The sequence below is a fragment of the Streptosporangium sp. NPDC003464 genome (genome assembly GCF_053588315.1).
The window spans coordinates 34171-57167 of record NZ_JBSFPS010000023.1 but is presented as its reverse complement, the minus strand read 5'-3'; the positions used below and the strand labels follow the sequence as shown (position 1 = coordinate 57167).

Genomic DNA, 22997 nt, shown 5'->3' with positions numbered 1-22997 from the left:
GACGTCGCGCGGCCGTTCGGCGACGATGCCGAGCAGTTCGCGGGCGGCGGTCTCGGAGGTGTTGAGGGCGCCGCTGAACCGAGGGCCGACATCCGCATGGCGGTGCTGGTCGCCGAGCATGACGCGGACCTGTTCGAGGGCACCCTGCGCGGGAACGTCACCGCCGCGCCCGGATCGGCCGATCCGGAGCGGGCGATGGCGGCCGCCGGGGCCGACGAGGTCGCCCGGACGCTGCCGGAGGGCCTCGACACGGCGGTGAGCGAGCGCGGGCGCTCGCTGTCCGGCGGGCAGCGCCAGCGCGTCGCCCTCGCCCGCGCCCTGGCCGCCGACCGGCCCGTGCTGGTCGTCCACGACCCGACCACCGCGGTCGACGCGGTCACCGAGAGCCGTGTCGCCACCGGCATCCGCGAGATCCGCCGGGGCCGCACGACGATCCTGGTCACCACCAGCCCCGCACTGCTCGCGGTCGCCGACCGGGTGGCGCTGCTCGACGGCGGCCGGGTCGTCGACACGGCCCCGCACGCCGACCTGGTGCGGCGCCACGCCGCCTACCGGACGGCGGTGCTGGCATGACCGGCGGACCCGGCACAGGAAGGCAGGGACGATGACCGCGGCGGAGGAGCACCGGATGCCGGAGCCGGCCGGGACCGGCACACCACAGACGGCGCCCGACCCGCGGCCGGCGCCCGACCGGCGCACGGACCTGGGGCATACGGACCTACAGCACACGGACCCAGAACAGGCGGACCCACAGCAGGCGGACCCGGGGCAGATGGGCCCGCAGCGGGGGCCGGAGGGGGGCCGGGAACTGCTGCCCACCGCGTCCCCGGCCCGGACCCGCGCCGCCGTCCGCGGGCTCCTGCGTCCGCACCGCGGGCTGGCGCTCGGCGGGTTCGCCGTGATGGTCGCGGCGACCGCCGTCGGGCTGCTCACCCAGCCGCTGCTGGGCCACATCGTGGATCTGGTCGCCGACCGGCGGCCGGCCGGGACGCTCACGTGGCCGGCGGCGCTCCTGGTGCTCGTCGCGCTCACGCAGGGAGCCGCCACCGCGCTCGGGCTGTCGCTCATCTCGCGGCTGGGAGAGACCGCGCTCGCGGAACTCCGCGAGCGGTTCGTCGACCGGGCGCTGCGGCTGCCCCTGGAGCAGGTGGAGCGGGCCGGCTCGGGCGACCTCACCGCCCGGGTCACCGGTGACGTCTCGCAGGTGTCGGAGGCGATCCGGACCGCCCTGCCCGAGCTGGCCCGTTCGCTGCTGGCCATCGTGCTGACCCTGGGGGCGCTGGCCGTGCTCGACTGGCGGTTCCTGCTCGCGGCCCTGCTCGCGGTGCCGGTCCAGGCGCACACCGCGCGCTGGTACGTGCGCAACGCCGTGCCGCTCTACGCCCGGCAGCGCATCGCCACCGGAGCCCGGCAGCAGCAGTTGCTGGACACCATCGGCGGCGCCGCCACCGTACGGGCGTTCCGGCTGGAGGCCGAGCACACCGAGCGGGTCACCCGGCGGTCCTGGTCGGCGGTGGAGCTGACGATGCGCGGAGTACGGCTGGTGCTGCGGTTCTACAGCCGCCTGCACCTGGCCGAGTACACCGGGCTGGCGGCGGTCCTGGTGGTCGGGTTCCTCATGGTGCGCGGCGGTTCCGCCTCCATCGGCACCGCGACGGCGGCGGCACTCTACTTCCACAGCCTGTTCGGACCGGTCAACTCCGCTCTCGTGCTGCTCGACGACGCCCAGTCCGCCGGCGCGAGCCTGGCCAGGCTGGTCGGGGTCGCCGACCGGCCGGAGCGGGAGGAGCCGGGGACACCCGGCGGACACCCCCGGGAGGAGCGGGAGGAGCTGGGGACGCCGAGCGGGCGGTCCCGGGAGGAGCGCGGCGCCCCGCCGGGCTGGGCGGTGGCGGTGCGCGGCCTGGGGCACGCGTACGGAACCGGGCGGCCCGTGCTGCACGATGTGGACCTCACCCTCCGGCCCGGCGAGCGCGTCGCCCTGGTCGGCGCCAGCGGCGCCGGCAAGACCACGCTCGCCAAGCTCATCGCCGGCATCCACCGCCCGACCGCCGGCTCCGTACGGCTGGCCGCCGGGCGGCCCGGCGGCGGCCCCGCGGTGGCACTGGTCACCCAGGAGGTGCACGTCTTCGCCGGGCCGCTCGCCGACGACCTGCGGCTGGCCCGGCCCGGCGCCACCGACGACGACCTGCGCGCGGCACTCGTCCGCGTGGACGCGCTGGCCTGGGCCGAGGCGCTGCCCGAGGGCCTGCGGACGGTCGTGGGGGAAGGCGGCCACCGCCTCACCGCCGCGCAGGTCCAGCAGCTCGCCCTCGCCCGGCTGGTCCTGGCGGACCTGCCGATCGCCGTGCTCGACGAGGCGACGGCCGAGGCCGGCAGCGCCGGTGCCCGGACCCTGGAGAGGGCCACGGAGCGGGCCGTCGAGGGCCGCACCGCCCTGGTCGTCGCCCACCGCCTCACCCAGGCCGCGACCGCCGACCGCGTCGTCGTCATGGACGGCGGCCGGATCGTGGAGAGCGGCGGGCACGACGAGCTGCGCGCCGCCGGCGGACGGTACGCCGCGCTCTGGGAGGCGTGGTCGGACATCCGTGCCACCGCCGGTCACCGCCCCGCCGCGCACGACGGATCCACCCCTGACAGAGATGAACCGACGGACATGAAGGACCGCTGATGTCTCACTCCCTGAGGGGCGCCCGGCTCGCCGCGGCGCTCGCCTCCGCACTGCTGCTGCTCGGCGCCGTCGCCGCGTGCGGCTCCGGCCCCGCCCCCGGCCCGAGCTCCGCCGCCGCCGATCCCGCGGCCACCGCGCCGGAGGGCGGCGCCTTCCCGGTGACGATCGAGCACAAGTTCGGCAGCACCACCGTCGCCTCGGAGCCCAAGCGGATCGTCACGGTCGGCCTGACCGACCAGGACGCCGTGCTGGCCCTCGGCAAGGTCCCGGTCGGCACCACCGACTGGCTCGGCGGCTACGCCGGCGCCATCGGCCCCTGGGCCACCGGCAGGCTGGGCGGCGCCGCCGCGCCGACCATGCTGACCGACACCGGTACCGGCCCGCAGGTGGAGAAGATCGCCGCGCTCGCGCCGGACCTGATCATCGCCCTGTACTCGGGTCTCACCAAGGAGCAGTATGAGACCCTGTCGAAGTTCGCCCCGGTCGTGGCCCAGCCGAAGGCGTACAACGACTACGGCGTGCCCTGGCAGGAGCAGACCCGGACCATCGGCAGGGCGCTGGGCAAGGAGGCCGAGAGCGGCAAGCTCGTCGAGGACGTCGAGGCCCGGTTCGCGGCCGCGAAGAAGGAACATCCGGAGTTCGCGGGGGCCGGCGTCGTGGTGGCCACGCCGTACGAGGGGTTCTTCGTCTTCGGCAGCCAGGACTCGCGCTCGCGCACCCTCACCTCGCTCGGCTTCACGCTGCCGGCCGATCTCGACAAGGTCATCGGCGACAAGTTCGGCGCCGGCATCAGCAAGGAGCGCAGCGACCTGCTCGACCAGGACGCGATCGTGTGGACCGTGCCCGACGTCGCCAAGGACCCGGCCGCGCTCCACAAGGACAACGTCTACAAGGATCTGAAGGTGGCCAGGCAGAGCCGCGAGGTCTTCATCGGTGAGAGCACCGACTACGGCAAGGCCTTCTCCTTCGTCACGGTGCTGAGCCTGCCGTACGTCCTGGACCGGCTCGTCCCGCAGCTCGCGGCGGCCGTCGACGGCGACACCGCGACGCAGGTGGAGCAGCCGGCCTCCTGAGCGGGGGCACGGCGTGAGAGGGGGGCCGGGCCGCGGATTCCGCGGCCCGGCCCCCTTTCACGTGCGCGGTGTGCGGCTACGACTCGATCAGGCTCTTGGGGCGCATGTCGGTCCAGTTGGCCTCGATGTGGTCCAGGCACTCCTGGCGGGCGCCGGGGCCGTGGACGACGGTCCAGCCGGCCGGGACCTCGGCGAAGCCGGGCCACAGGCTGTGCTGTCCCTCGTCGTTGACCAGGACGGAGTAGACGCCCTCGGGGTCGTCGAACGGGTTGCTCATGCGGGGTTCTCCTCTGTTGTGTGCAGGGGGTCGGCGGTCGGCTCTGTCGTGTGCAGGGGGTCGGCGGTCGGCTCTGTCGTGTGCAGGGGGTCGGCGGTCAGCGCCCGGGCGCGGTCCACCAGGGCTTCCAGCATCCGGAACCAGGTCTCGGCGAGATCCCGGACGGCCTCCTCGGCCAGCGCCTCCGAGGCGTAGGACCAGGAGGCGACGAGTTCCGGCCCCGCGGGCCGGTCCTCGGTCAGCGCGTTGACGGTCAGGGCGTGGGACATCGGCATCCGCGGATCGTCGCCCAGCTCCGCCGCCTCGCCCTCGGCCGCCCACGACCAGTCCGTCGCCTCGGGGACGCCGAAGCGGCCGAGGTAGTTGAACTGGATCTGCGGCCCCGGCTGCCGGGCCAGCTCGGGCCCGGTCACCGGGTTCAGATACCGCAGCAGGCCGTGGCCGACGCCCGCCGCAGGCAGGGCGGCCAGCTGCTCCCTGATCCGGGACACGGCCCCGTCGAGCGCGGGCCCGCCGGCGAGCGCGTCGGCCAGGTCCACCGCGCCCGGGTCCAGCCGGACCGGGACGACGCTGGTGAACCAGCCGACCGTGCGCGACAGGTCGGCCTCGCCCGCCAGCTCCGCCTCGCGGCCGTGCCCCTCCAGGTCCACCAGCACCGAGCCGCCGTGCCCCGGCCCGGCCGTCCGGCGGCGCCGGTCGGCCACCGCCAGTGCCAGGGCGGTCAGCAGCACGTCGTTGACACCCGCCCCGAAGGCGGCGGGCACCCGGCCCAGCAGCGGCGCCGTACGGTCGGCGGGCAGGGTGAGGGACAGCTGCCGCGAGGTGGCGGCCACGTCCCGCGCCGGGTCGAGGGCCCGCGCCGTCAGCGGCGGGTCCCCGCCTTCCAGGATCGAGGTCCACAGCGGCAGCTCGTCCTCGCGGGCCGGGTCCGTGGCACGCTCGCCGAGCAGTTCCGCCCAGCGGCGGAACGGCAGGCCGACCGGCTCCGGCGTCACGGGCCTGCCGGCCTCGACGTCCTGCCAGGCGGCGGCGAGGTCGGGCAGCAGGATCCGCCAGGACACGCCGTCCACCGCCAGGTGATGGATCATCAGCAGCAGCCGTCCGGGGCGCTCCCGTCCCGCGTCGAACCAGACCGCCTGCAGCATGTCGCCGGCGTCCGGGTCGAGGCGGGAGCGGGCCGCGCGGGCGTGCTCGGCGACCGCCGCGCGCAGCTCCGCCTCGCCGGCCGCGGCCGTGTCGACCCGGACGAGCCGGGAGGCCGCCTCCACCGTGCCCGGGGCGGGCACCCGCAGCGACCACCGCTCGGCGCCGTCCCCGGCGGGGCGGGGTGCGGCGGGGGTCCTCTCCAGGCGGGCGCGGAGCATGTCGTGCCGATCCATGACGGCCTGGAGCACGGACCGGAGCCCGGTCTCGTCCACCGCCGCGGGGATCTGCAGCAGCGCCGCCTGGTGGTAGCCCCGGATCGGGCCGCCCCGCTCGCGCAGGGCGTGCATGATCGGGGTCAGTGGGACCGTGCCCGTGCCGTCGCCGGGTGCCCGCTCCTCCGTGTCGGGGACCGGCGCGCCGGCGACGGCGGCCAGGGCGGCGGCGGTGCGGTGCTGGAAGACCTGACGTGGAGTGATCTTCCGGCCCGCCGCGCGGACCCGGCTCACCAGCCGCATCGCGACGATGCTGTCACCGCCGAGGGCGAAGAAGTCGTCGTCGACGCCGATCCGGGCCAGGCCGAGCACCTCGGCGAAGATCGCGGACAGGGTACGCTCGGCGTCGTCGGCGGGCTCACGGCCGCCGTCGGTGGCCGTGAAGTCCGGCGCCGGGAGCGCCCTGCGGTCGAGCTTGCCGTTGGACAGCAGCGGCAGCCTGTCCAGGATCACCACCGCCGCCGGGACCATGTAGTCCGGCAGGGCGGTCCCGGCGTAGGCGCGCAGGGCGGCCGGGTCCGGGGCCGCGGCGTCCTCGGCCGGGACCACGTAGGCGACCAGTTGCTTGACCCGGGGCCGGTCCTCGCGGGCGACCACCACGACCTGGGCGACGGACCCGTGCCGGTCCAGCACGGCCTCGATCTCGGCCGGTTCGACGCGGAAACCACGGATCTTCACCTGGTCGTCGGCGCGCCCGCCGTACTCCACCTGGCCGTCGGCGTTCCAGCGGGCCAGGTCGCCGGTGCGGTACATGCGGCCGCCGGCCGCACCGAACAGGTGCCCGTAGGGGTCGGCGACGAACCGCTCGGCGGTCAGGGCCGGGCGGCCCAGGTAGCCGCGGGCCAGGCCCTCGCCGGCGAGGTACAGCTCCCCGGTGACGCCCGGCGGGACGGGCCGCAGGGCGGCGTCGAGCACGTAGACGCGGGTGTTGCCGACCGGGCGGCCGATCAGCGGGCGCTCGCTGTCCCGGACCCGGGCGGCCAGGGCGTCCACGGTGGCCTCGGTGGGGCCGTAGAGGTTGAACGCCTCGGTGGAGCGCAGGGCGGCCAGGTCGTTCCAGAGCGAGTCCGGCACCGCCTCGCCGCCGACGCCGATCACGGCGAGCGGGCACCGGCCGTCCTCGATCAGGCCGAGGTCGGCCATCTGCGCGAAGAACGAGGGCGTGACCTCGATGAAGTCCAGTCCCCGCGCGCTGACGGCCGCGGCCGTCAGCTCGGGGTCGCGGCGCGTCTCGTCGTCCAGGATGTGCAGCGCGTGCCCGTCCAGCAGCCACAGCTGCGGCTGCCACGAGGCGTCGAAGGAGAACGACCAGGCGTGGCCGACGCGCAGGTGGCGGCGGCCGGTGGCGCGCCTGGCCGGGGCGTGGAGCATCCGGCGGTGGCTGTGGAAGAGGTTGACGACGCTGCGGTGGCAGACCACCACGCCCTTGGGGCGGCCCGTGGAGCCGGAGGTGTAGATGACGTACGCCGGGTGCCGCGGGTCCGGGGCGGTGGTGAGGTCGTCCCCGGGCTGCGCGGCGAGCCGCCCGGCGGTCCGGGCCGTGTCGAGCCGCAGCCGGGGCACCCCGCCGGGCAGGGCGGCGGCCGGCTCCCCGGCGGTCAGGATCAGCAGGGGCCGGGCGTCCTCCAGCATGTCGAGCACCCGCCCGGCGGGCAGGTCCGCGTCGACGGGCAGGTAGGCGGCGCCCGACTTCAGCACGGCGAGGATCGCCAGGATGAAGTCCGCCGAGCGCGGCAGCGACAGGGCGATGATCCGCTCCGGTCCGGCGCCGTGCTCCACGAGCAGGCGCGCGAGCCGGTTGGCGCGCTCGTTGAGCTCGGCGAAGGTCCAGCTGACCGGGCCCGAGACGACCGCGACGGCGTGCGGGGTGGCGGCCGCCTGGGCCTCGAAGAGCGCCGGGACGGTGGCGGGCGCGCCGGGCGCGGCCGGCCGGGCGGTGTCGTTCCAGGTCCGCAGGATGGTGTGGCGGTCGGCGGCGCCGAGGATGTCGACCCGGCCGGCGGGCTGCCCGGCGTCGGCCGTCATCGCCTCGAACAGGCGCACCATCGAGGCGGCCATCCGCTCGGCCGTCGCGCGGTCGAACAGGTCGGGCCGGTACTCGGCGGTCAGCACGAGGCGTTCGGCGGGCTCGACCGCCCAGGTGAACGGGTAGTGGGTCGAGTCCTGGTGGTCGTGTACGGCGGCGCGCAGCCCGTCGCCGAAGGCGTCGCCCCCGGCGTCGGGATAGGACTCGAAGACCACGAGCGTGTCGAACAGCTCGCCCAGCCCGGCCCGGCGCTGGATGTCGGCCAGGCCGAGGTGCTGGTGGGCGATGAGCCGGGACTGCTCGTCCTGGAGGCGGCCGAGGAACGCCGACAGGGGTTCGTCGTCGCGGACGCGGACGCGGACCGGGACCGTGTTGATGAACAGGCCGATCATCGACTCGACGCCGTCCAGCTCGGGGGGCCGTCCGGAGACGGTCGCGCCGAAGACCACGTCGTCGCGGCCGGTGAGCCGGGACAGCAGGATGCTCCAGGCCCCCTGGACGAGGGTGTTGAGGGTCAGGCCGCGGGAGCGGGCCAGGACCGTCAGGGCCTCGGTCAGCTCCCGGGTCAGGTGCGTGGTGTGCGTCTCGGGCACGGCCGGGGCCCGGTTCGGGTCGGCGGGCGCCAGGTGGGTGGGCGCCTCGAGGCCGTCCAGGGCCTCGGCCCACGCGGCGGCGGAGGCGTCGGCGTCCTGCCGGGCGAGCCAGGCGAGATAGTCCCGGTAGGGGACCGGCGGGCCGGCGGTGCCGGCCCGGCGGGCGTACAGCTCCGACAGCTCGCCCATCAGCCGCGGCAGCGACCAGCCGTCCAGCAGCAGGTGCTGGTGCGACAGTGCCAGGCGGTGCCGGCCGGGCCCCAGGCGGACCAGCATCAGCCGCAGCAGCGGCGGCTCGGCCGGGGTGAAGCGGCGCCGCTCCTGGGCGAGACAGCCGGCCCACCGGGCCTCCCGGGCCGCCTCGTCCAGCTCCGAGAGGTCCACCTGGCGCCAGGGCAGGGTGACCGTACGCGGGACGACGGCCACCGGGCGGCCGGAGGGCAGGTACCGGAAGCCCGCGCGGAGGTTTTCGTGCCGGTCGAGCAGCGCCTGGCCGGCCTCGCGCAGCCGGGCCGCGTCCAGCGGGCCGTCGATCTCGTAGGACACCTGCACCGTGTAGACGTCCGGCCCGCCGTCGCCGGAGTCGAAGGAGGCGTGGAACAGCAGGCCGGCCTGGAGCGGCGTCAGCGGCAGGATCTCGGCGGCCTCCGGCAGCCCGGCGCGCTCGTCGTCGGTGAGCGTGACCAGCGCGGCGGGCGCGGCCGCGCCGCCGGTGGCCTCCGGCGCGCCGGCGACCGCGGCCAGCGCGGCGGCCGTCCTGTGCCGGAAGACGTCCCGGGGGCTGATCACCAGTCCGGCCGCCCGGGCCCGGCTGACCAGCTGCATGGCGACGATGCTGTCACCGCCGAGGGCGAAGAAGTCGTCCTCGGCGCCGACCCGTCCGAGGCCCAGGACGGCGGCGAACAGCTCGCACAGCAGCTCCTCGCGCGGGGTGCGCGGGAGGGTGTCGCTCACCTCGGCCGCGAAGTCGAAGGCCGGCAGGGCCCCGCGGTCGAGCTTGCCGTTCGGGGTGAGCGGGAGGGCCTCCAGGGCGACGAAGGCGGCCGGGACCATGTGCTCGGGCAGCGCGGCGCCGGCGTGCTCGCGCAGGGCCGCGCCGCCGGGGGCCGCCCGGCCGGGGGCCGGGACGACGTAGGCGATCAGCCGCTGCTCGCGGACGGCCACCGCGGCGTGCGCCACCGCCTCGTGGCGGGACAGCACCGCCTCGATCTCCCCGGGCTCGATCCGGAAGCCCCGGATCTTGACCTGGTCGTCGGCCCGGCCGAGGAACTCCAGTGTCCCCTCCCGGTCCCACCGCGCCAGGTCACCCGTGCGGTACATGCGCGTGCCGGGCCCGCCGTACGGGTCGGCGACGAACCGCTCGCCGGTCAGCCCGGGGCGGCCCAGATATCCCCGGGCGAGCTGGACTCCCGCCAGGTACAGCTCCCCGGCCACTCCCGGCGGCACCGGGCGCAGCGCGGCGTCCAGCACGTACGCCCGGGTGTTCCACACCGGCCGGCCGATCGGGACCGGGCCGGTCCCGGGCAGGACCCGGGCGGCGGTCACGTCGACGGACGCCTCGGTCGGCCCGTACAGGTTGTGCAGCTCGGCGGAGAGCACGGAGTGGAAGCGGGAGGCGAGGTCGGCGGGGAGCGCCTCGCCGCTGCACATCACCCGGCGCAGCCCCGGGCAGCGCCCGGCGCCCGGCTCCGCCAGGAACGCCCGCAGCATCGACGGCACGAAGTGCACGGTGGTGACCCGCTCGTCCCGGATCAGCCCGGCCAGGTACGCCGGGTCCTTGTGGCCCTCCGGCCGGGCCACCACCAGCGTCGCCCCGGTGATCAGCGGCCAGAAGAACTCCCACACCGACACGTCGAAGCTGGAGGGCGTCTTCTGCAGCACGCGGTCCTCGGCGGTCAGGCCGTAGGCGTCCTGCATCCACAGCAGCCGGTTGACGATGCCCTCGTGCGGCACCACCACGCCCTTCGGGCGGCCGGTGGAGCCGGAGGTGTAGATCACGTACGCCGGGTGCCGGGGATCGTAGGAGCCGGGCAGCTCTCCCGGCGGGCCGTCGGGCAGCCCGTCCCGCAGCACGCAGACCGGGTGTGCGTCCTCCAGCATGAACGCGACGCGCTCGCGCGGGTAGCCGGCGTCCAGCGGCAGGTAGGCCGCGCCCGTCCGGTGCACCGCCAGCAGCGCGACCACCAGTTCCACCGAGCGCGGCAGCGCCACCGCCACCGTGCGCTCGGGGCCGGCCCCCATCCCGGCCAGCGTCCGCGCCACCCGCTCGACCTCGGCGTCCAGCTCCGCGTAGGTCAGCCGCCGGTCGCCGGCGACCAGGGCGAGCGCCTCCGGCGTCCGCGCCGCCTGGGCGGCGAACAGCTCCGGCAGGGTGGTCGGCGCCACCGCCCGCGCGGTGTCGTTCCACTCTCCGACGACCAGCCGGCGCTCGCGCTCCTCCAGCACCTCCAGCCGGCGGACCGGCAGGTCGGGGTCGGCGACCACCTGCTCCAGCAGCCGCAGCAGCCGCCCGCCGAGCTGTTCGACCGTGCCGTGGTCGAACAGGTCGGCGCTGTACTCGATCCAGCCCTGGATGCCGTCACCCTCCCCCCGCTCGACGAAGTCGAAGCTCAGGTCGAACTTCGCGCTCTCCTGGCCGAGCGGCTCGGGGCGCGCGGTCAGCCCCGGCAGGTCGGGCGTGCCGCCCGGGCCGGTCAGGTAGACGACCATCACCTGGAACAGCGGGTGCCTGGCCAGCGAACGGGCCGGGTTGACCGCCTCCACCAGCCGCTCGAACGGCAGGTCCTGGTGCTCGTAGGCGGCCAGGTCCGTCTCGCGCACCCGCGCCAGCAGTTCGGCGAAGGTCGGCTCGCCGGACAGGTCGGTGCGCAGCACCAGGGAGTTGACGAAGAAGCCGACCAGGTCCTCCAGGCTCTCGTCGGCGCGTCCGGAGATCGGCGCGCCGAGCGGGATGTCCTCCCCCGCGCCCAGCCGGTGCAGCAGCGTGGCCACGGCCGCCTGGGCCACCATGAACATGCTGACACCGTGGGCGCGGGCGAGCCGGCGCATACCGCGCTCCAGCTCGGGGCCGAGCGACAGGCCGACCGCCCCGCCGCGGTGGCTGCTCTGCTGGGGACGCGGCCGGTCCGCCGGGAGCGCCAGCTCCTCGGGCAGGCCGGCCAGGGTCTGCCGCCAGAAGGCGAGCTGGCGGGCCTGCGGGCTGTGCGGGTCGGTGCCGTCGCCGAGCAGGTCGCGGTGCCAGAGGGTGTAGTCGGCGTACTGGAGCGGCAGCGGCGCCCACCGCGGCGCGTGACCCTCGTGACGGGCCCGGTAGGCGGTGGACAGGTCGCGCAGCAGCGGACCGTCCGACCATTCGTCACCGGCTATGTGGTGGACCACCAGCAGCAGCACGTGCTCCTGCGGCGCCACCTGGAACACCCGGGCCCGCAGCGGCGGTTCGCGGTCGAGCTCGAAGCCCTGCCCGGCCGCCTCGGCCAGCCGTCCGGGGAGGTCCGCCTCCGCGACCTGCTCGGCGCGGATGTCGATGCGGACCCGGTGCGGGTCCAGGACGACCTGACGGGCGCGCCCGTCCCGCTCGGGGAAGACCGTGCGCAGGCTCTCGTGCCGGACCGCCACGTCCTGTACGGCCGCCGCCAGGGCGTCCGGGTCCAGCGGGCCCGACAGCCGCCAGGCCGTCGGGATGTTGTAGGTGGCGCTCGGGCCCTCCAGCCGGTACAGGACCCACAGCCGCTGCTGGGCGGACGACAGCGGCAGCGGCTCCGGCCGGACGGCGGGGGCGGGAGCGGGCACGCCGCCCCGCCCCTCCCGCAGCCGCCCGGCGAGCCGGGCGACGGTGGGGGCCTCGAAGACCGCGCGGAGGCCGACCTCGGCGCCCAGCGCCGAGCGGATCCGGCTGACCAGCCGCATCGCCAGCAGGGAGTGGCCGCCGAGGGCGAAGAAGTCGTCGTCGACGCCCACCTGCGCGGCCCCCAGCACGGCGGCGAACAGCTCGCACAGGATCTCCTCGCGGGCGTCGCGGGGGCGCCGCCCGGAGGTGGGGGCCGCCGGGTCCGGGGCGGGCAGCGCGCGGCGGTCCAGCTTGCCGCTGATCGACCTCGGCAGGGCGGGGAGTTCCACGAAGGCCGCCGGCACCATGTGCTCGGGCAGCGCGGCGGCGACGTGCGCGCGCAGCTCGGCGGGGGCGGCGCTCCGGCCGGACGGCGGGACCGTGTAGGCCACCAGCCGCCGCGCGCCGGGGCTGTCCTCGCGGACCGCCACGGCGGCCTGCGTCACGCCGGGGTGGGCGCGCAGCACCGCTTCGATCTCGCCGAGCTCGATGCGGAAGCCGCGCAGCTTCACCTGGTCGTCGGCCCGGCCGAGGAATTCGAGGGCGCCGTCGGCGCGGCGGCGCACCAGGTCACCGGTCCGGTACATGCGACCGCCGGGCGCGCCGTACGGGTCGGCGACGAACCGTCCGGCGGTCAGCCCGGGGCGGCCCAGGTATCCGCGGGCCAGTCCCTCCCCGGCCAGGTAGAGCTCGCCGGGCACCCCGACGGGGACCGGGCACAGCGCGCCGTCCAGCACGTGGGCGCGGGTGTTGGCCAGCGGGGCCGCCCAGGGCCGCGGCCGCTCCGGGCCGCCGCTGTGCCAGCCGTAGGCGTCGACGGCGCACTCGGTCGGCCCGTACAGGTCGTGGACCACCGTGCCGGGCAGCGCGCACAGCCGCTCCCAGAGCGGGGCGGGGGTGGCCTCGCCGCCCACCGCGATGACCCCCGGGCGGTACCGGCCGGGGTCGAGGAAGCCGTGGTGGACCAGTTCCTGCAGGTAGGTGGGGGTGAGGTCGACGAAGTCGATGCGTTCGTCCGCCAGGTAGGCCAGCAGCGCCGCCGGGTCGGTCATGGTGGTCTCGCCGACGACGTGCAACTGGTGTCCGGCCAGCAGCCAGAGCAACGGTTCCCAGGAGCCGTCGAAGCTGAAGGACGCGGCGTGCACCGCGCGCAGCACCTCGCGGCCGGCGGCCCGGCCGGCCGGGCCGATGAGGTCCTCGTGGTGGGAGCCGAACAGGTTGCTCAGCCCGCGGTGGGTGCCGAGCACGCCCTTGGGCCTGCCGGTGGATCCGGAGGTGTAGATGACGTAGGCGGCGGCCGACGGCAGCGGGCGGGCTCCGGGGAGGGGCGGGCGGTCACCGGAGGGGCGCTCCGGCTCCCCGGTGGCCGGCGGGGCGTCGAGCAGCAGCGTCTCCACTCCCCCGGCGGGGAGCGCCGGGGCGATGGCCGCGGTGGTGAGCACGCAGACCGGTGCCGCGTCGCCGAGCATGTACTCCAGCCGTCCGGCCGGGTAGCCGGGGTCGAGCGGGAGGTAGGCGGCGCCGGCGGCGAGCACCCCGAGGATCGCCGGCACCATCTCGGCCCGGGGAAGGGCCAGGCCGACCACGCTCTCGGCGCCCACCCCGCGGCGCAGCAGCAGCCGGGCGACGCGGTCGACCCTGGCCGACAGCTCGGTGAAGGTCAGCCGGCCGTCGCCGGTGACCAGCGCGACCTGGTCGCCCCGGGCCCGGACGGCCTCGGCGAACAGCTCGGGGACCGTGCGCCGCTCCACCGGTCGCGCGGTGTCGTTCCAGGCGCCGCGGGACGCCCGGCGCTCCTCCTCGGTCAGGACGGGCATCCGGCTGATCGGCCGGTCCGGCTCGGCGGCCAGCCGGTCCAGCAGGGCCACGGTCCGCTCGGCCAGCGCCCGGGTCGTCCCCGGGTCGGCGAGGTCGGCGGCGTACTCCAGCAGCAGCAGGACGCGGTCCTCGCCGGCGTGGTCGACGAAGGTGAAGTCCAGGTCGAACTTCGCGGTCCGGATCCGGGTCGGCCACCACTCGGTGGGCAGGCCGAGCACCTGCGGATCGCCGTCGGGGCGGTAGTGGTAGCCCAGCATGACCTGGAACAGCGGGTTGCGGCCCGGCACGCGCGGCGGGTTGAGCGCCTCCACCACCCGCTCGAAGGGCAGGTCCTGGTGCTCGAAGGCGGCCAGATCGGCGTTCTTGACCCGGGTCAGCAGCTCGGTGAACGTCGGGTCGCCGGACAGGTCGGCGCGGAGCACCAGGGTGTTGACGAAGAAGCCGACCAGGTCGTCCAGGGCGCTGTCGGTGCGCCCGGCGATCGGCGCGCCCAGCGGGATGTCGGTGCCCGCCCCCATCCGGTGCAGCAGGGCGGCGACCCCGGCCTGCAGCAGCATGAACATGCTGGTGCCCGTCTCGGCGCACATGGCGCGCAGCGCGCGGACGGTGCCGGCGGGCAGCTCCGCGTGCACCGTGCCGCCGCGGCCGGTCGGCTCGGCGGGACGGGGCCGGTCGAGCGGCAGCGGGATCTCCTCCGGCAGGCCGGACAGCGTCCCGGTCCAGAAGGCGAGCTGCCGCGCGCCCTCACTGCCGGGGTCGGCGGGCTCGCCGAGGAGCCGCCGCTGCCAGAGGGTGTAGTCGGCGTACTGCACCGGCAGCGGCGCCCATTGCGGCGCCCGGCCCTCGCGGCGGGCCCGGTAGGCGGTGCCGAGGTCGGCGAGGAACGGCCGGTCGGACCACTCGTCGGTGGTGACGTGGTGCAGCACGATCGCCACCACGTGGTCGTCCGGGGCCACCCGGAACACCTCGGCCCGGAGCGGGAGCTCGGCGCCCAGGTCGAACGGCCGGGCGACCGCGGCGCCGATCCGCGTGTCCAGCTCCTCCCGCGGGCAGTCCTCGACGGTGAGGCGCGGCTCGGCCTCGGCGGCGGGCAGGACCATCTGGTACGGCTCGCCCTCGTGCTCGGCCAGGACGGTGCGCAGCGCCTCGTGACGGCCCGCCACGTCGCGCAGCGCCTGGTGGAGCGGGCCGGTCTCCAGCGCGCCGCGCAGCCGGAAGACCAGCGGGAAGTGGTAGGCGTCGCCGCCGCTGAGCCGCTCGGCCAGCCACAGCCGCCGCTGCGCCGGGGAGAGCGGGACGCGCTCGGGGCGCCGGTCCGCCGGTCCGACGGCCGGGCGGGCCGGGCGGCCGGCGTCCGCGCGCCCGGCCAGCAGCGCGGGCGTCGGGGCTTCGAACAGGTCGCGGATGGCCAGTTCGGCGCCCAGCTCCGTGCGGGCCCGGCTGATGAGCCGGGTGGCGAGCAGCGAGTGGCCGCCGAGGTCGAAGAAGTCGTCCTCGGCGCCGGCCTGGGGCAGGCCGAGGACCTCGGCGAAGAGCCTGCAGAGCACCTCCTCCCGGGGGGTCCGCGGACCGCGTCCGCCGGTCGGCGCCACCGCCGCTCCGGCGTCGGGCAGCGCCCGTACGTCGAGCTTGCCGTTGTCGTTCATGGGCAGCCGGTCGAGGGTGACGAAGGCGGCCGGCACCATGTAGTCGGGCAGCCTCCGCCGCAGGTCCTCGCGTAGCAGGCGCACCAGGCCGTCGGCCTCGCGTGCCGCCGTCGGGGTGCCGGCGTACGGGGGCGTGCCGCCGCCCGGCCGGTACAGGCCCGCGGTGATCCGGAACTCCTCCCGCACGAAGACGGCCTCGTAGCGGCCCGGCTCGCGCGACCAGGTGGTGAGGAGCCGGTAGCCCTCCTCGGCCCCGAGCGCGTGCAGCGACTCGGGCTCCACTCCCCCGGTCACCGCGGCGCCGGGCTCGCTGGCGGCGCGGGCGTCGGGGATCCCGGTCACCCGCAGCCGCTCCGGCCGCCGCTCGCGCAGGTGGCGGGCGAGGTCGCCGGTCCACTCCAGCACCGGCTCGTCGCCGAGCCGGAGGTCGGCCTCGCCCTGGTGGAGGACGACGTCGTAGCGGTGACGGGACAGCTCGTTGTGGTGGGTGCCGCGCTTGGTGCGCAGGTCGACGCCGAGACCCAGGGTGGTGAAGTAGTCGGGGTCGACGAGGAGTTCCTTCTCCAGCGCGAGGCCGCGCTCGACGGCCCGGCGGACCTGCTCGGGGTCGGCGTCCCGCCCGGCGCGGGTGAGCTGGACGGCGGTGTGGAAGGCGCGGGCCGTTCTCAGGTTCCGCACGTCGCCGACGAACAGGGCGCCGTCCGGCGTCAGCAGCCGTATGGCGCCCCGGATGACCTCCGTCAGGTGGTCGACGCTCGGGAAGTACTGGACGACGGAGTTGACGACGATCGTGTCGAAGTAGCCGGTGGGCAGTCCTTCGGTCACGTGGGCGGGCTGGCAGCGCAGCTCGACCCTGGCGGCCAGCCCGGGGTCGCGCCGCAGGTCCTCGCCGAGCTTGCGGATCACGGGGGCGGCGAAGTCCGTCGCCCAGTACGCCTCCGCCTCGGGGGCCAGGCGTGACAGCAGCAGACCGGAGCCGACGCCGATCTCCAGGATCCGGCGCGGGCGCAGCTCCCGGATGCGGGCGACGGTCTGCTCGCGCCACTCGCGCATGTGCTCGACCGGGATGGGCCGCCCGTCGTAGCTGCTGTCCCATCCGGCGAAGTCCTCGGTGAAGACGGCGGTGCCGATCTGCTCGTACTCGTCGGTGTAGATCTCCCGCCACTCGCCGATCCGCTCCCGCTCGGCCGACTCCCGCTCCTGCCCGGTGGGCCCGGCGGGGACGAGGTAGCCGATGAGGCGCTGGGTGCCGGGGGCGGCGGGGTCGTCGCGGGCGATGACGGCGGCCTGGGCGACCCGGGGGTGCTGGGCCAGGGCGGTCTCGATCTCGCCCAGCTCCACCCGGTAGCCGCGGATCTTGACCTGGTCGTCGGTGCGGCCCAGGAAGTCCATGTTGCCGTCGGCGCGGCGGCGCACCAGGTCGCCGGTGCGGTACATGCACTCGCCCGGCCCGCCGTACGGGTCGGCGACGAACCGTTCGGCGGTCAGGCCCGGCCGGCCGAGGTAGCCGCGGGCCAGGCCGACGCCGGCGATGTACAGCTCGCCGGGGACGCCGTCGGGGACGGGGCGCAGCCAGGCGTCCAGGATGTGGGCCCGGGTGCCGCGGATGGGGCGGCCGACGGTGGGGGTGGGGCTGTCGTCCGTGCCGCCGCCGAGGGTGTTGATGGTGTACTCGGTGGGGCCGTAGAGGTTGTAGCCGTAGGTGCCCTCGGTGTCGCGGAGCCGGTTCCAGACCGCCTCCGACACCGCTTCGCCGCCGAGCAGCACCAGCGGCGGGCGGTGGCCCTCCAGCAGCCCTTCCTCGATCAGCAGGTGGGCGTAGGTGGGGGTGACGTTGACGACGTCGATGCGGTGGCCCTCGCAGTAGGCGACCAGGGCCACGGCGTCGCGCCGCAGCTCCTCGTCGCAGATGTGCACCTCATGCCCCTCGACCAGCCAGAGCAGCTCCTCCCACGACATGTCGAAGGCGAAGGAGACCGTGTGCGCGATGCGCAGCCGGCGCCCGCCGGCCGAGGCGACGGCCGGCGCGAAGATCTCCTTCTGGTGGTTGAGCTGCATGTTGGTCAGGCCGCGGTACGGCGTGACGACCCCCTTGGGCCGTCCGGTGGATCCGGAGGTGTAGATGACGTACGCCGGGTGCTCCAGGCTGAAGCGGGGGCGGTCGGCCTCGGTGACCGGACCGCCGGGGAGCCCGGCCAGCTCCCCGGCCACCGCCGGGTCGTCGAGCACGACGCGCGGGACGTCCGGGACGCCGCCCGCCAGCCGGGCGGCGACGGCGGCGGTGGACAGCAGCGCCACCGGCCGGGCGTCGGCGAGCATCATCGCGAGCCGGTCGTCGGGGTGGTCCAGTTCCAGCGGCAGGTAGGCGGCGCCGGTGCGCAGCACGGCGAAGAGCGCGACGACCATGTCGATGGAGCGCGGCAGGCCGAGCGCGACGACCTGCTCCGGCGCCGCGCCCCGCGCGAGCAGCAGCCGCGCCATGCGGTTGATGCGGGCGTCCAGCTCGGCGTAGGTGAGGCTGCGGTCGCCGAAGACGAGCGCGGTCGCGCCGGGGGTGCGGGCGGCCTGGGCGGCGAGCAGGTCGGCGATGGTCTCCCGCGGGGCGGGCACCCGGCCGGCGGCCCACTCCCGTTCCAGGGCGGCGCGCTCGGCGGGCAGCAGCGGGTCGATGCCGCCGACGGGCGCCGCCAGGTCGCGCGTCAGCCGTTCCAGCAGCAGGGCGAAGCGCTCCAGCAGGGCCTGGGCCCGCGGGCGGTCGATGACGTCGGGCCGGTGGGCGAGGGTGATCCGGATCCGCTCCCCCGGCGTGACGATGAGGTTGACCGGGTAGTGGGTGGCGTCGACGTTGGCCACGGCGGTGGCGCCGTGCCGCTCCGACAGCTCCGCCAGCCGCTCCTCGGTGTCGCTGTTGCGCAGCACGAAGAGGGTGTCGAACAGCTGCCGGTGGCCGGTCTCGGCCTGCAGGACGCCCAGGCCGAGATACTCGTACGGCATCAGGGCCAGGCGCTCGCCCTGGACCCGCCGCAGCAGGTCCAGCACCGGCTCGGCCGGGTCGAAGGCGATGCGGGCGGGGACGGTGTTGAGGAACATGCCGATGACGTTCTCGACGTCCGGCACCTCGCTCGGCCGGCCCGCGACCGTCGTGCCGAAGACGACGTCGGTGCGGCCGGTGGCGCCGGCCAGCACCAGGCCCCAGGCGGTGTTGAGCACCGTGTTGAGGGTCAGGGCGTGCCGGCGGGCGCTCTCGCGCAGCCGCTGCCCCAGCTCGGCGGGGAGGACGGTCTCCAGGCTCTCCGGGATGACCGGTTGCCGGCCCTGGTCCGCGGCGGCGAGCAGGGTGGGCTCCTCCAGCCCGTCGAGGGCGGCGCGCCAGGCGCGGGTCGCGATCCCGGTGTCCTGTGCCTCCAGCCAGGTCAGGTAGTCGCGGTAGGAGCCGGGACGCGGCAGCCCGCGCGCGTCGCCGCCGCTCTCGTACAGTGCGAAGAGCTGGTCGAGGAAGAGCCAGGCGGACCAGCCGTCCCACAGCAGCAGGTGCCGGCCGACGACGAGCCGGTCGCCGCGGTCCGCGCCGAGACGGATCAGCAGCATCCGGAAGAGCAGCGGCCGGGCCAGGTCGAACCTGCGGGTCCGCTCGGCCTCCATCAGCTCGCGCAGCCGCGCGTCCTGCCCGGCGGCGGGCAGCCCGGACAGGTCGACCTCTTCGAGCGGTATCTCGGGGTCGGCGACGATGAACTGCACCGGCCGGCGCAGGCCGTCGCTGGTGAAACCGGCGCGCAGGCTGGGGTTGCGGGCCAGCAGCGCCCTGGCCGCGGCGCGCAGGCGGTCGGCGTCGACACGGGCGGCGAAGTCGAAGGACTCGTGGACGGTGTAGACGTCCAAGGCGCCGTCGTCGTAGGTGGAGTGGAAGAACAGGCCCTCCTGGAGGGGTGCCAGCGGCCAGATGTCCTCCACGGCGCCGCCGCCGAGGCGGCGGACGCGCTCGGTCTCCTCCTCGGTCAGCTCGAAGGCGGAGCTCAGGTCACGGGCCGCGGCGGCGACCGGCGTGGCGGCCGCCGCCGCGGCGGCCAGCCCGGCGGGGGTGCGGTGCTCGAAGACGTCGCGGGGGCTCAGGTCCAGGCCCGCCCGGCGGGCGCGGCTGGAGACGCCGATCGAGGTGATGCTGTCGCCGCCGAGCATGAAGAAGTCGTCGTCGACTCCGATCGCGTCGAGCCTGAGCACCGCGGCGAAGATCTCGGTGAGGGCGCGCTCGCGCCCGTCGCGCGGGGCGCGGGCCTCGGCCCGCGCCGTCCGGGGGGCGGGGAGCGCGTCACGGTCGAGCTTGCCGCTGGGGGTCAGCGGCAGGGCGTCGAGCTCCACGTACGCGTCGGGGACCATGGGCGCGGGCAGCGCCGCGGCGAGAGCGGCCCGCAGCGCGGCCGGGTCGAGGGGGCGCCGCCCGTCGCCGGCGGGGACGACGTAGGCGACGAGCGCCGTCCCGTGGACGGCCACCGCCGCCTGGGCGACGGCGGGCAGGCCGGTCAGGGCGGCCTCGATCTCGCCGGGTTCGATGCGGTTGCCGCGCAGCTTGACCTGCCGGTCGGTGCGGCCCAGGTATTCGACGGTGCCGTCCTCGCGGCGGCGCACCAGGTCGCCGGTGCGGTACATGCGGCCGCCCGCCGGGCCGTACGGGTCGGCCACGAACCGCTCGGCGGTCAGTCCGGGCCTGGCGTGGTAGCCCCGGGCAAGCTGTACGCCGGTCAGGTACAGCTCGCCGGGCACGCCGGCCGGCACCGGGCGCAGGCAGGAGTCCAGCACCCGCAGCCCGGTGTTCCACACCGGGCGGCCGATGGGCACGGTGGTGTCCGCGGAGCCGTCGCAGGCGTGGTGGGTGACGTCGACGGCGGCCTCGGTGGGCCCGTACAGGTTGTGCAGCGGCACCGCGGTGAGCGCCCGCCAGCGTGCGGCGGCGGCGCCGGGCAGCGCCTCGCCGCTGCTGAAGACGCGGCGCAGCGAGACGGCCCAGGACGGGTCGGCGGTGACCTCGTCGGCCCGCAGGAATGCCTCCAGCATCGACGGCACGAAATGCATCGTCGTGACGCGCTCCCGGCCGATGAGCCCGGCCAGGTACGACGGGTCGCGGTGGCCGTCGGGCCTGGCGAGCACCACGGCGGCGCCCTCGCACAGCGCCCAGAAGAACTCCCAGACGCTCACGTCGAAGCCGGCGGGCGTCTTCTGCAGCACCCGGTCGTCGGCGCGCAGCCCGTACTCGCCCTGCATCCACGCCAGCCGGTTGACGATGGCGCGGTGAGTGACGACGACCCCCTTGGGGCGTCCGGTGGACCCGGAGGTGTAGATCAGGTAGGCCGGATCGTCCGGCCCCGCGGCCGCCGGGGCGGGGTCCGCGCGCCGGCCGCCGCCCTCCGGGGTGTCCGGGGCGTCCGGGGTGTCAAGGACGAGCAGGGTGTCGAGCGTGTTCGGGGTGTCCGGCACGTCTGGGGTGTCCGGGGTGTCGAGGACGAGCAGGGCCGGCCCGCCGGTCCGGGGCAGCCGCGAGGCCGCGGCGGCGGTCGTCACGACCGTCCTCGCGCCGGAGTCGGCGAGCATGTACGCCACGCGGTCGGCCGGGTAGTCCAGGTCGAGCGGCAGGTAGGCGGCGCCGGACTTCAGCACGCCGAGCAGGGCGACCATCAGCTCCGCCGAGCGCGGCACGGCGACCGCGACGATCCGTTCCGGGCCCGCGCCGCGGGCCCGCAGGCGGCGGGCCAGCGCCTCGGCGCGGGTGTCCAGCTCCTCGTAGGTGAGGCTCTCCCCCTCATGGACGACCGCCGTGGCCCGCGGGGCGCGCGCCGCCCGGGCCTCGAAGGCGGCGGCCAGGGTGGTCGCGGGGACGTCCCGATCCTCCCCCTCCTGCTGCGCCCGCCCCAGCTCCTCGCCGGACAGCAGGTCGACGCGGGCGGCGCGCTGCCCGGGGTCGGCGGCCAGGGCCCGGAGGATCCGGACCAGCCGGTCGGCGATCCGCTGGACGCGCTCGCCGTCCAGCCGCTGGGTGTGGTGCTTCAGGCGCAGGTCGAGCCGGCGGCCCGGCTTGACGATCAGGGCGAGCGGGTAGTGGACGGCGTCGTGGAACTCGTGGCCGGTGATCCGTACCGTGCCCGAGGGGTCGGCCAGGCCGGTGCCGGCCGGGTAGTTCTCGAAGACGACGAGGGTGTCGAACAGCTCGCCGCCCCCGGCGAGCCCGGCGATGCGCTGGAGTTCGGCGAGACCGAGGTGCTGGTGGTCCAGGAGACCGGCCTGCTCGTGCTGGAGCCGGTCCACCAGCTCGGCGAGGGTGTCGGCGGGCTGCCACCGGAAACGGGTCGGCAGGGTGTTGATGAACAGGCCGACCATGGACTCGATGCCGTCGACCTCGGCGTCACGGCCTGAGACCGTGGTGCCGAAGACCACGTCCTGGCGGCCGGTCAGCCGCCCGAGGAGCAGGCCCCAGGCGCTCTGGACGATCGTGCCGAGGGTCACCCCGTACTCCCTCGCGCGGGCCGCGAGCCGGGCGGTGACCCGCTCGGGCAGCTCGACGCGGATCTGCCCGGTCCGCAGCGGTGCGCCGCCCGCTGGGACGTCGACCAGGCGGGTCGGCCCGTCGAGCCCGGCGAGCGCGGTCCGCCAGGCCGCGCGGGCGGCGTCGCGGTCGGCCGCCGACAGGCGGCGCAGGTACTCGCGGTAGGGGGCCGGCTCGGGCAGCGCGGCGGGGACGGTCCCATAGGAGGCCATCAGCTCGCGGTGCAGCACCGGCAGCGACCAGCCGTCCGCCACGATGTGGTGGAACGTCAGCACCAGGAGGCCGCGGTCGTGCCCGAGCCGTACCAGCGCGCAGCGCACGAGCGGCGGCCGGGCCAGGTCGAAGCGGCGGGCGCGCTCGTCGGCCGTGACGGCGTCGACGAGCGGGCGCTGCGCCTCGCCGTCCCGCCCGGACAGGTCCACCTCGCGCCAGGGCAGTTCCAGCCGCCCGGCGACGATCTGCACCGGCCGGCCGTCCGGGCGCCGGCGGAAGCAGGCGCGCAGCGGGGCGTGCCGGTCCAGCAGCCGCTGGGCGGCGCGGCGCAGGGCCTCGCCGTCGACCGGGCCGGCCAGCTCGACGACCTGCTGGACGACGTAGGCGTCGCCGTCCGAGCCGTCCACGAGGGAGTGGAAGAAGAAGCCCTCCTGGAGCGGGCTGAGCGGCAGCAGGTCCTCGACGGCGACCGGGTGTTCGCCCTGGACCTCGGCGAGCTCGTCCGCCGTGAGCCGGACGAGCGGGAGGCCGTCCGCGGCGTCCCGGGGGGCGTCCCCGGCGTCCCGGGGGTCGGCGCGGTCCACCGCGACCCGGGCCAGCGCGGCGACCGTGCGGTGCCGGAAGACGTCCCGGGAGGTGAGCTGCACCCCGGCCCTGCGGGCGCGGATGAGCAGTTGGATGGCGATGATGCTGTCGCCGCCGAGGGCGAAGAAGTCGTCGTCGACGGAGACCGACCCCAGACCCAGCACCTCGGCGTACAGCGCGCACAGCAGTTCCTCGCGAGCGTCGCGCGGGGCACGGCCGGAGCTGAGGGCGGCGTAGTCGGGGGCCGGGAGCGCGGCGCCGTCGAGCTTGCCGCTCGGGGGCCGAGCACTGGGCCCCGCCGCGAGGGCGGGGACGGCCC

Annotated in this window: 4 protein-coding genes and 1 pseudogene; 3 read left to right on the top strand and 2 right to left on the bottom strand. The window is 76.1% G+C overall.

The annotated features are described in order from the left end of the window. The 3 genes from ACWDS7_RS08070 to ACWDS7_RS08060 all read left to right on the top strand — a co-directional run. The coding region (locus ACWDS7_RS08070; protein ID WP_451928645.1) for an ATP-binding cassette domain-containing protein at nt 1-573 on the top strand (573 nt) is incomplete at its 5' end. A gap of 199 nt (nt 574-772) precedes the next feature. Then, on the top strand, nt 773-2671 hold the full coding sequence (locus ACWDS7_RS08065) for an ABC transporter ATP-binding protein (RefSeq protein WP_451928644.1): 1899 nt from the start codon (nt 773-775) through the stop codon (nt 2669-2671). Then, nucleotides 2671-3744, top strand: a complete 1074-nt coding sequence (locus tag ACWDS7_RS08060; protein ID WP_451928643.1) for an iron-siderophore ABC transporter substrate-binding protein — start codon at nt 2671-2673, stop codon at nt 3742-3744. Before ACWDS7_RS08065 ends, ACWDS7_RS08060 begins: the two co-directional genes overlap by 1 nt. Before the next feature lie 76 nt (nt 3745-3820). On the opposite strand, the gene ACWDS7_RS08055 is transcribed toward ACWDS7_RS08060, so the two are convergent. Next, nucleotides 3821-4021 carry an MbtH family protein gene (locus tag ACWDS7_RS08055; protein ID WP_451928642.1) on the bottom strand — a complete coding sequence of 67 codons (201 nt, stop codon included), beginning with the start codon at nt 4019-4021 and terminating at the stop codon, nt 3821-3823. Next, nucleotides 4018-22956: pseudogene (locus tag ACWDS7_RS08050) on the bottom strand (amino acid adenylation domain-containing protein); the annotation flags it as partial. The pseudogene ACWDS7_RS08050 and the gene ACWDS7_RS08055, both read right to left, overlap by 4 nt. Nucleotides 22957-22997: the final 41 nt, after the last annotated feature.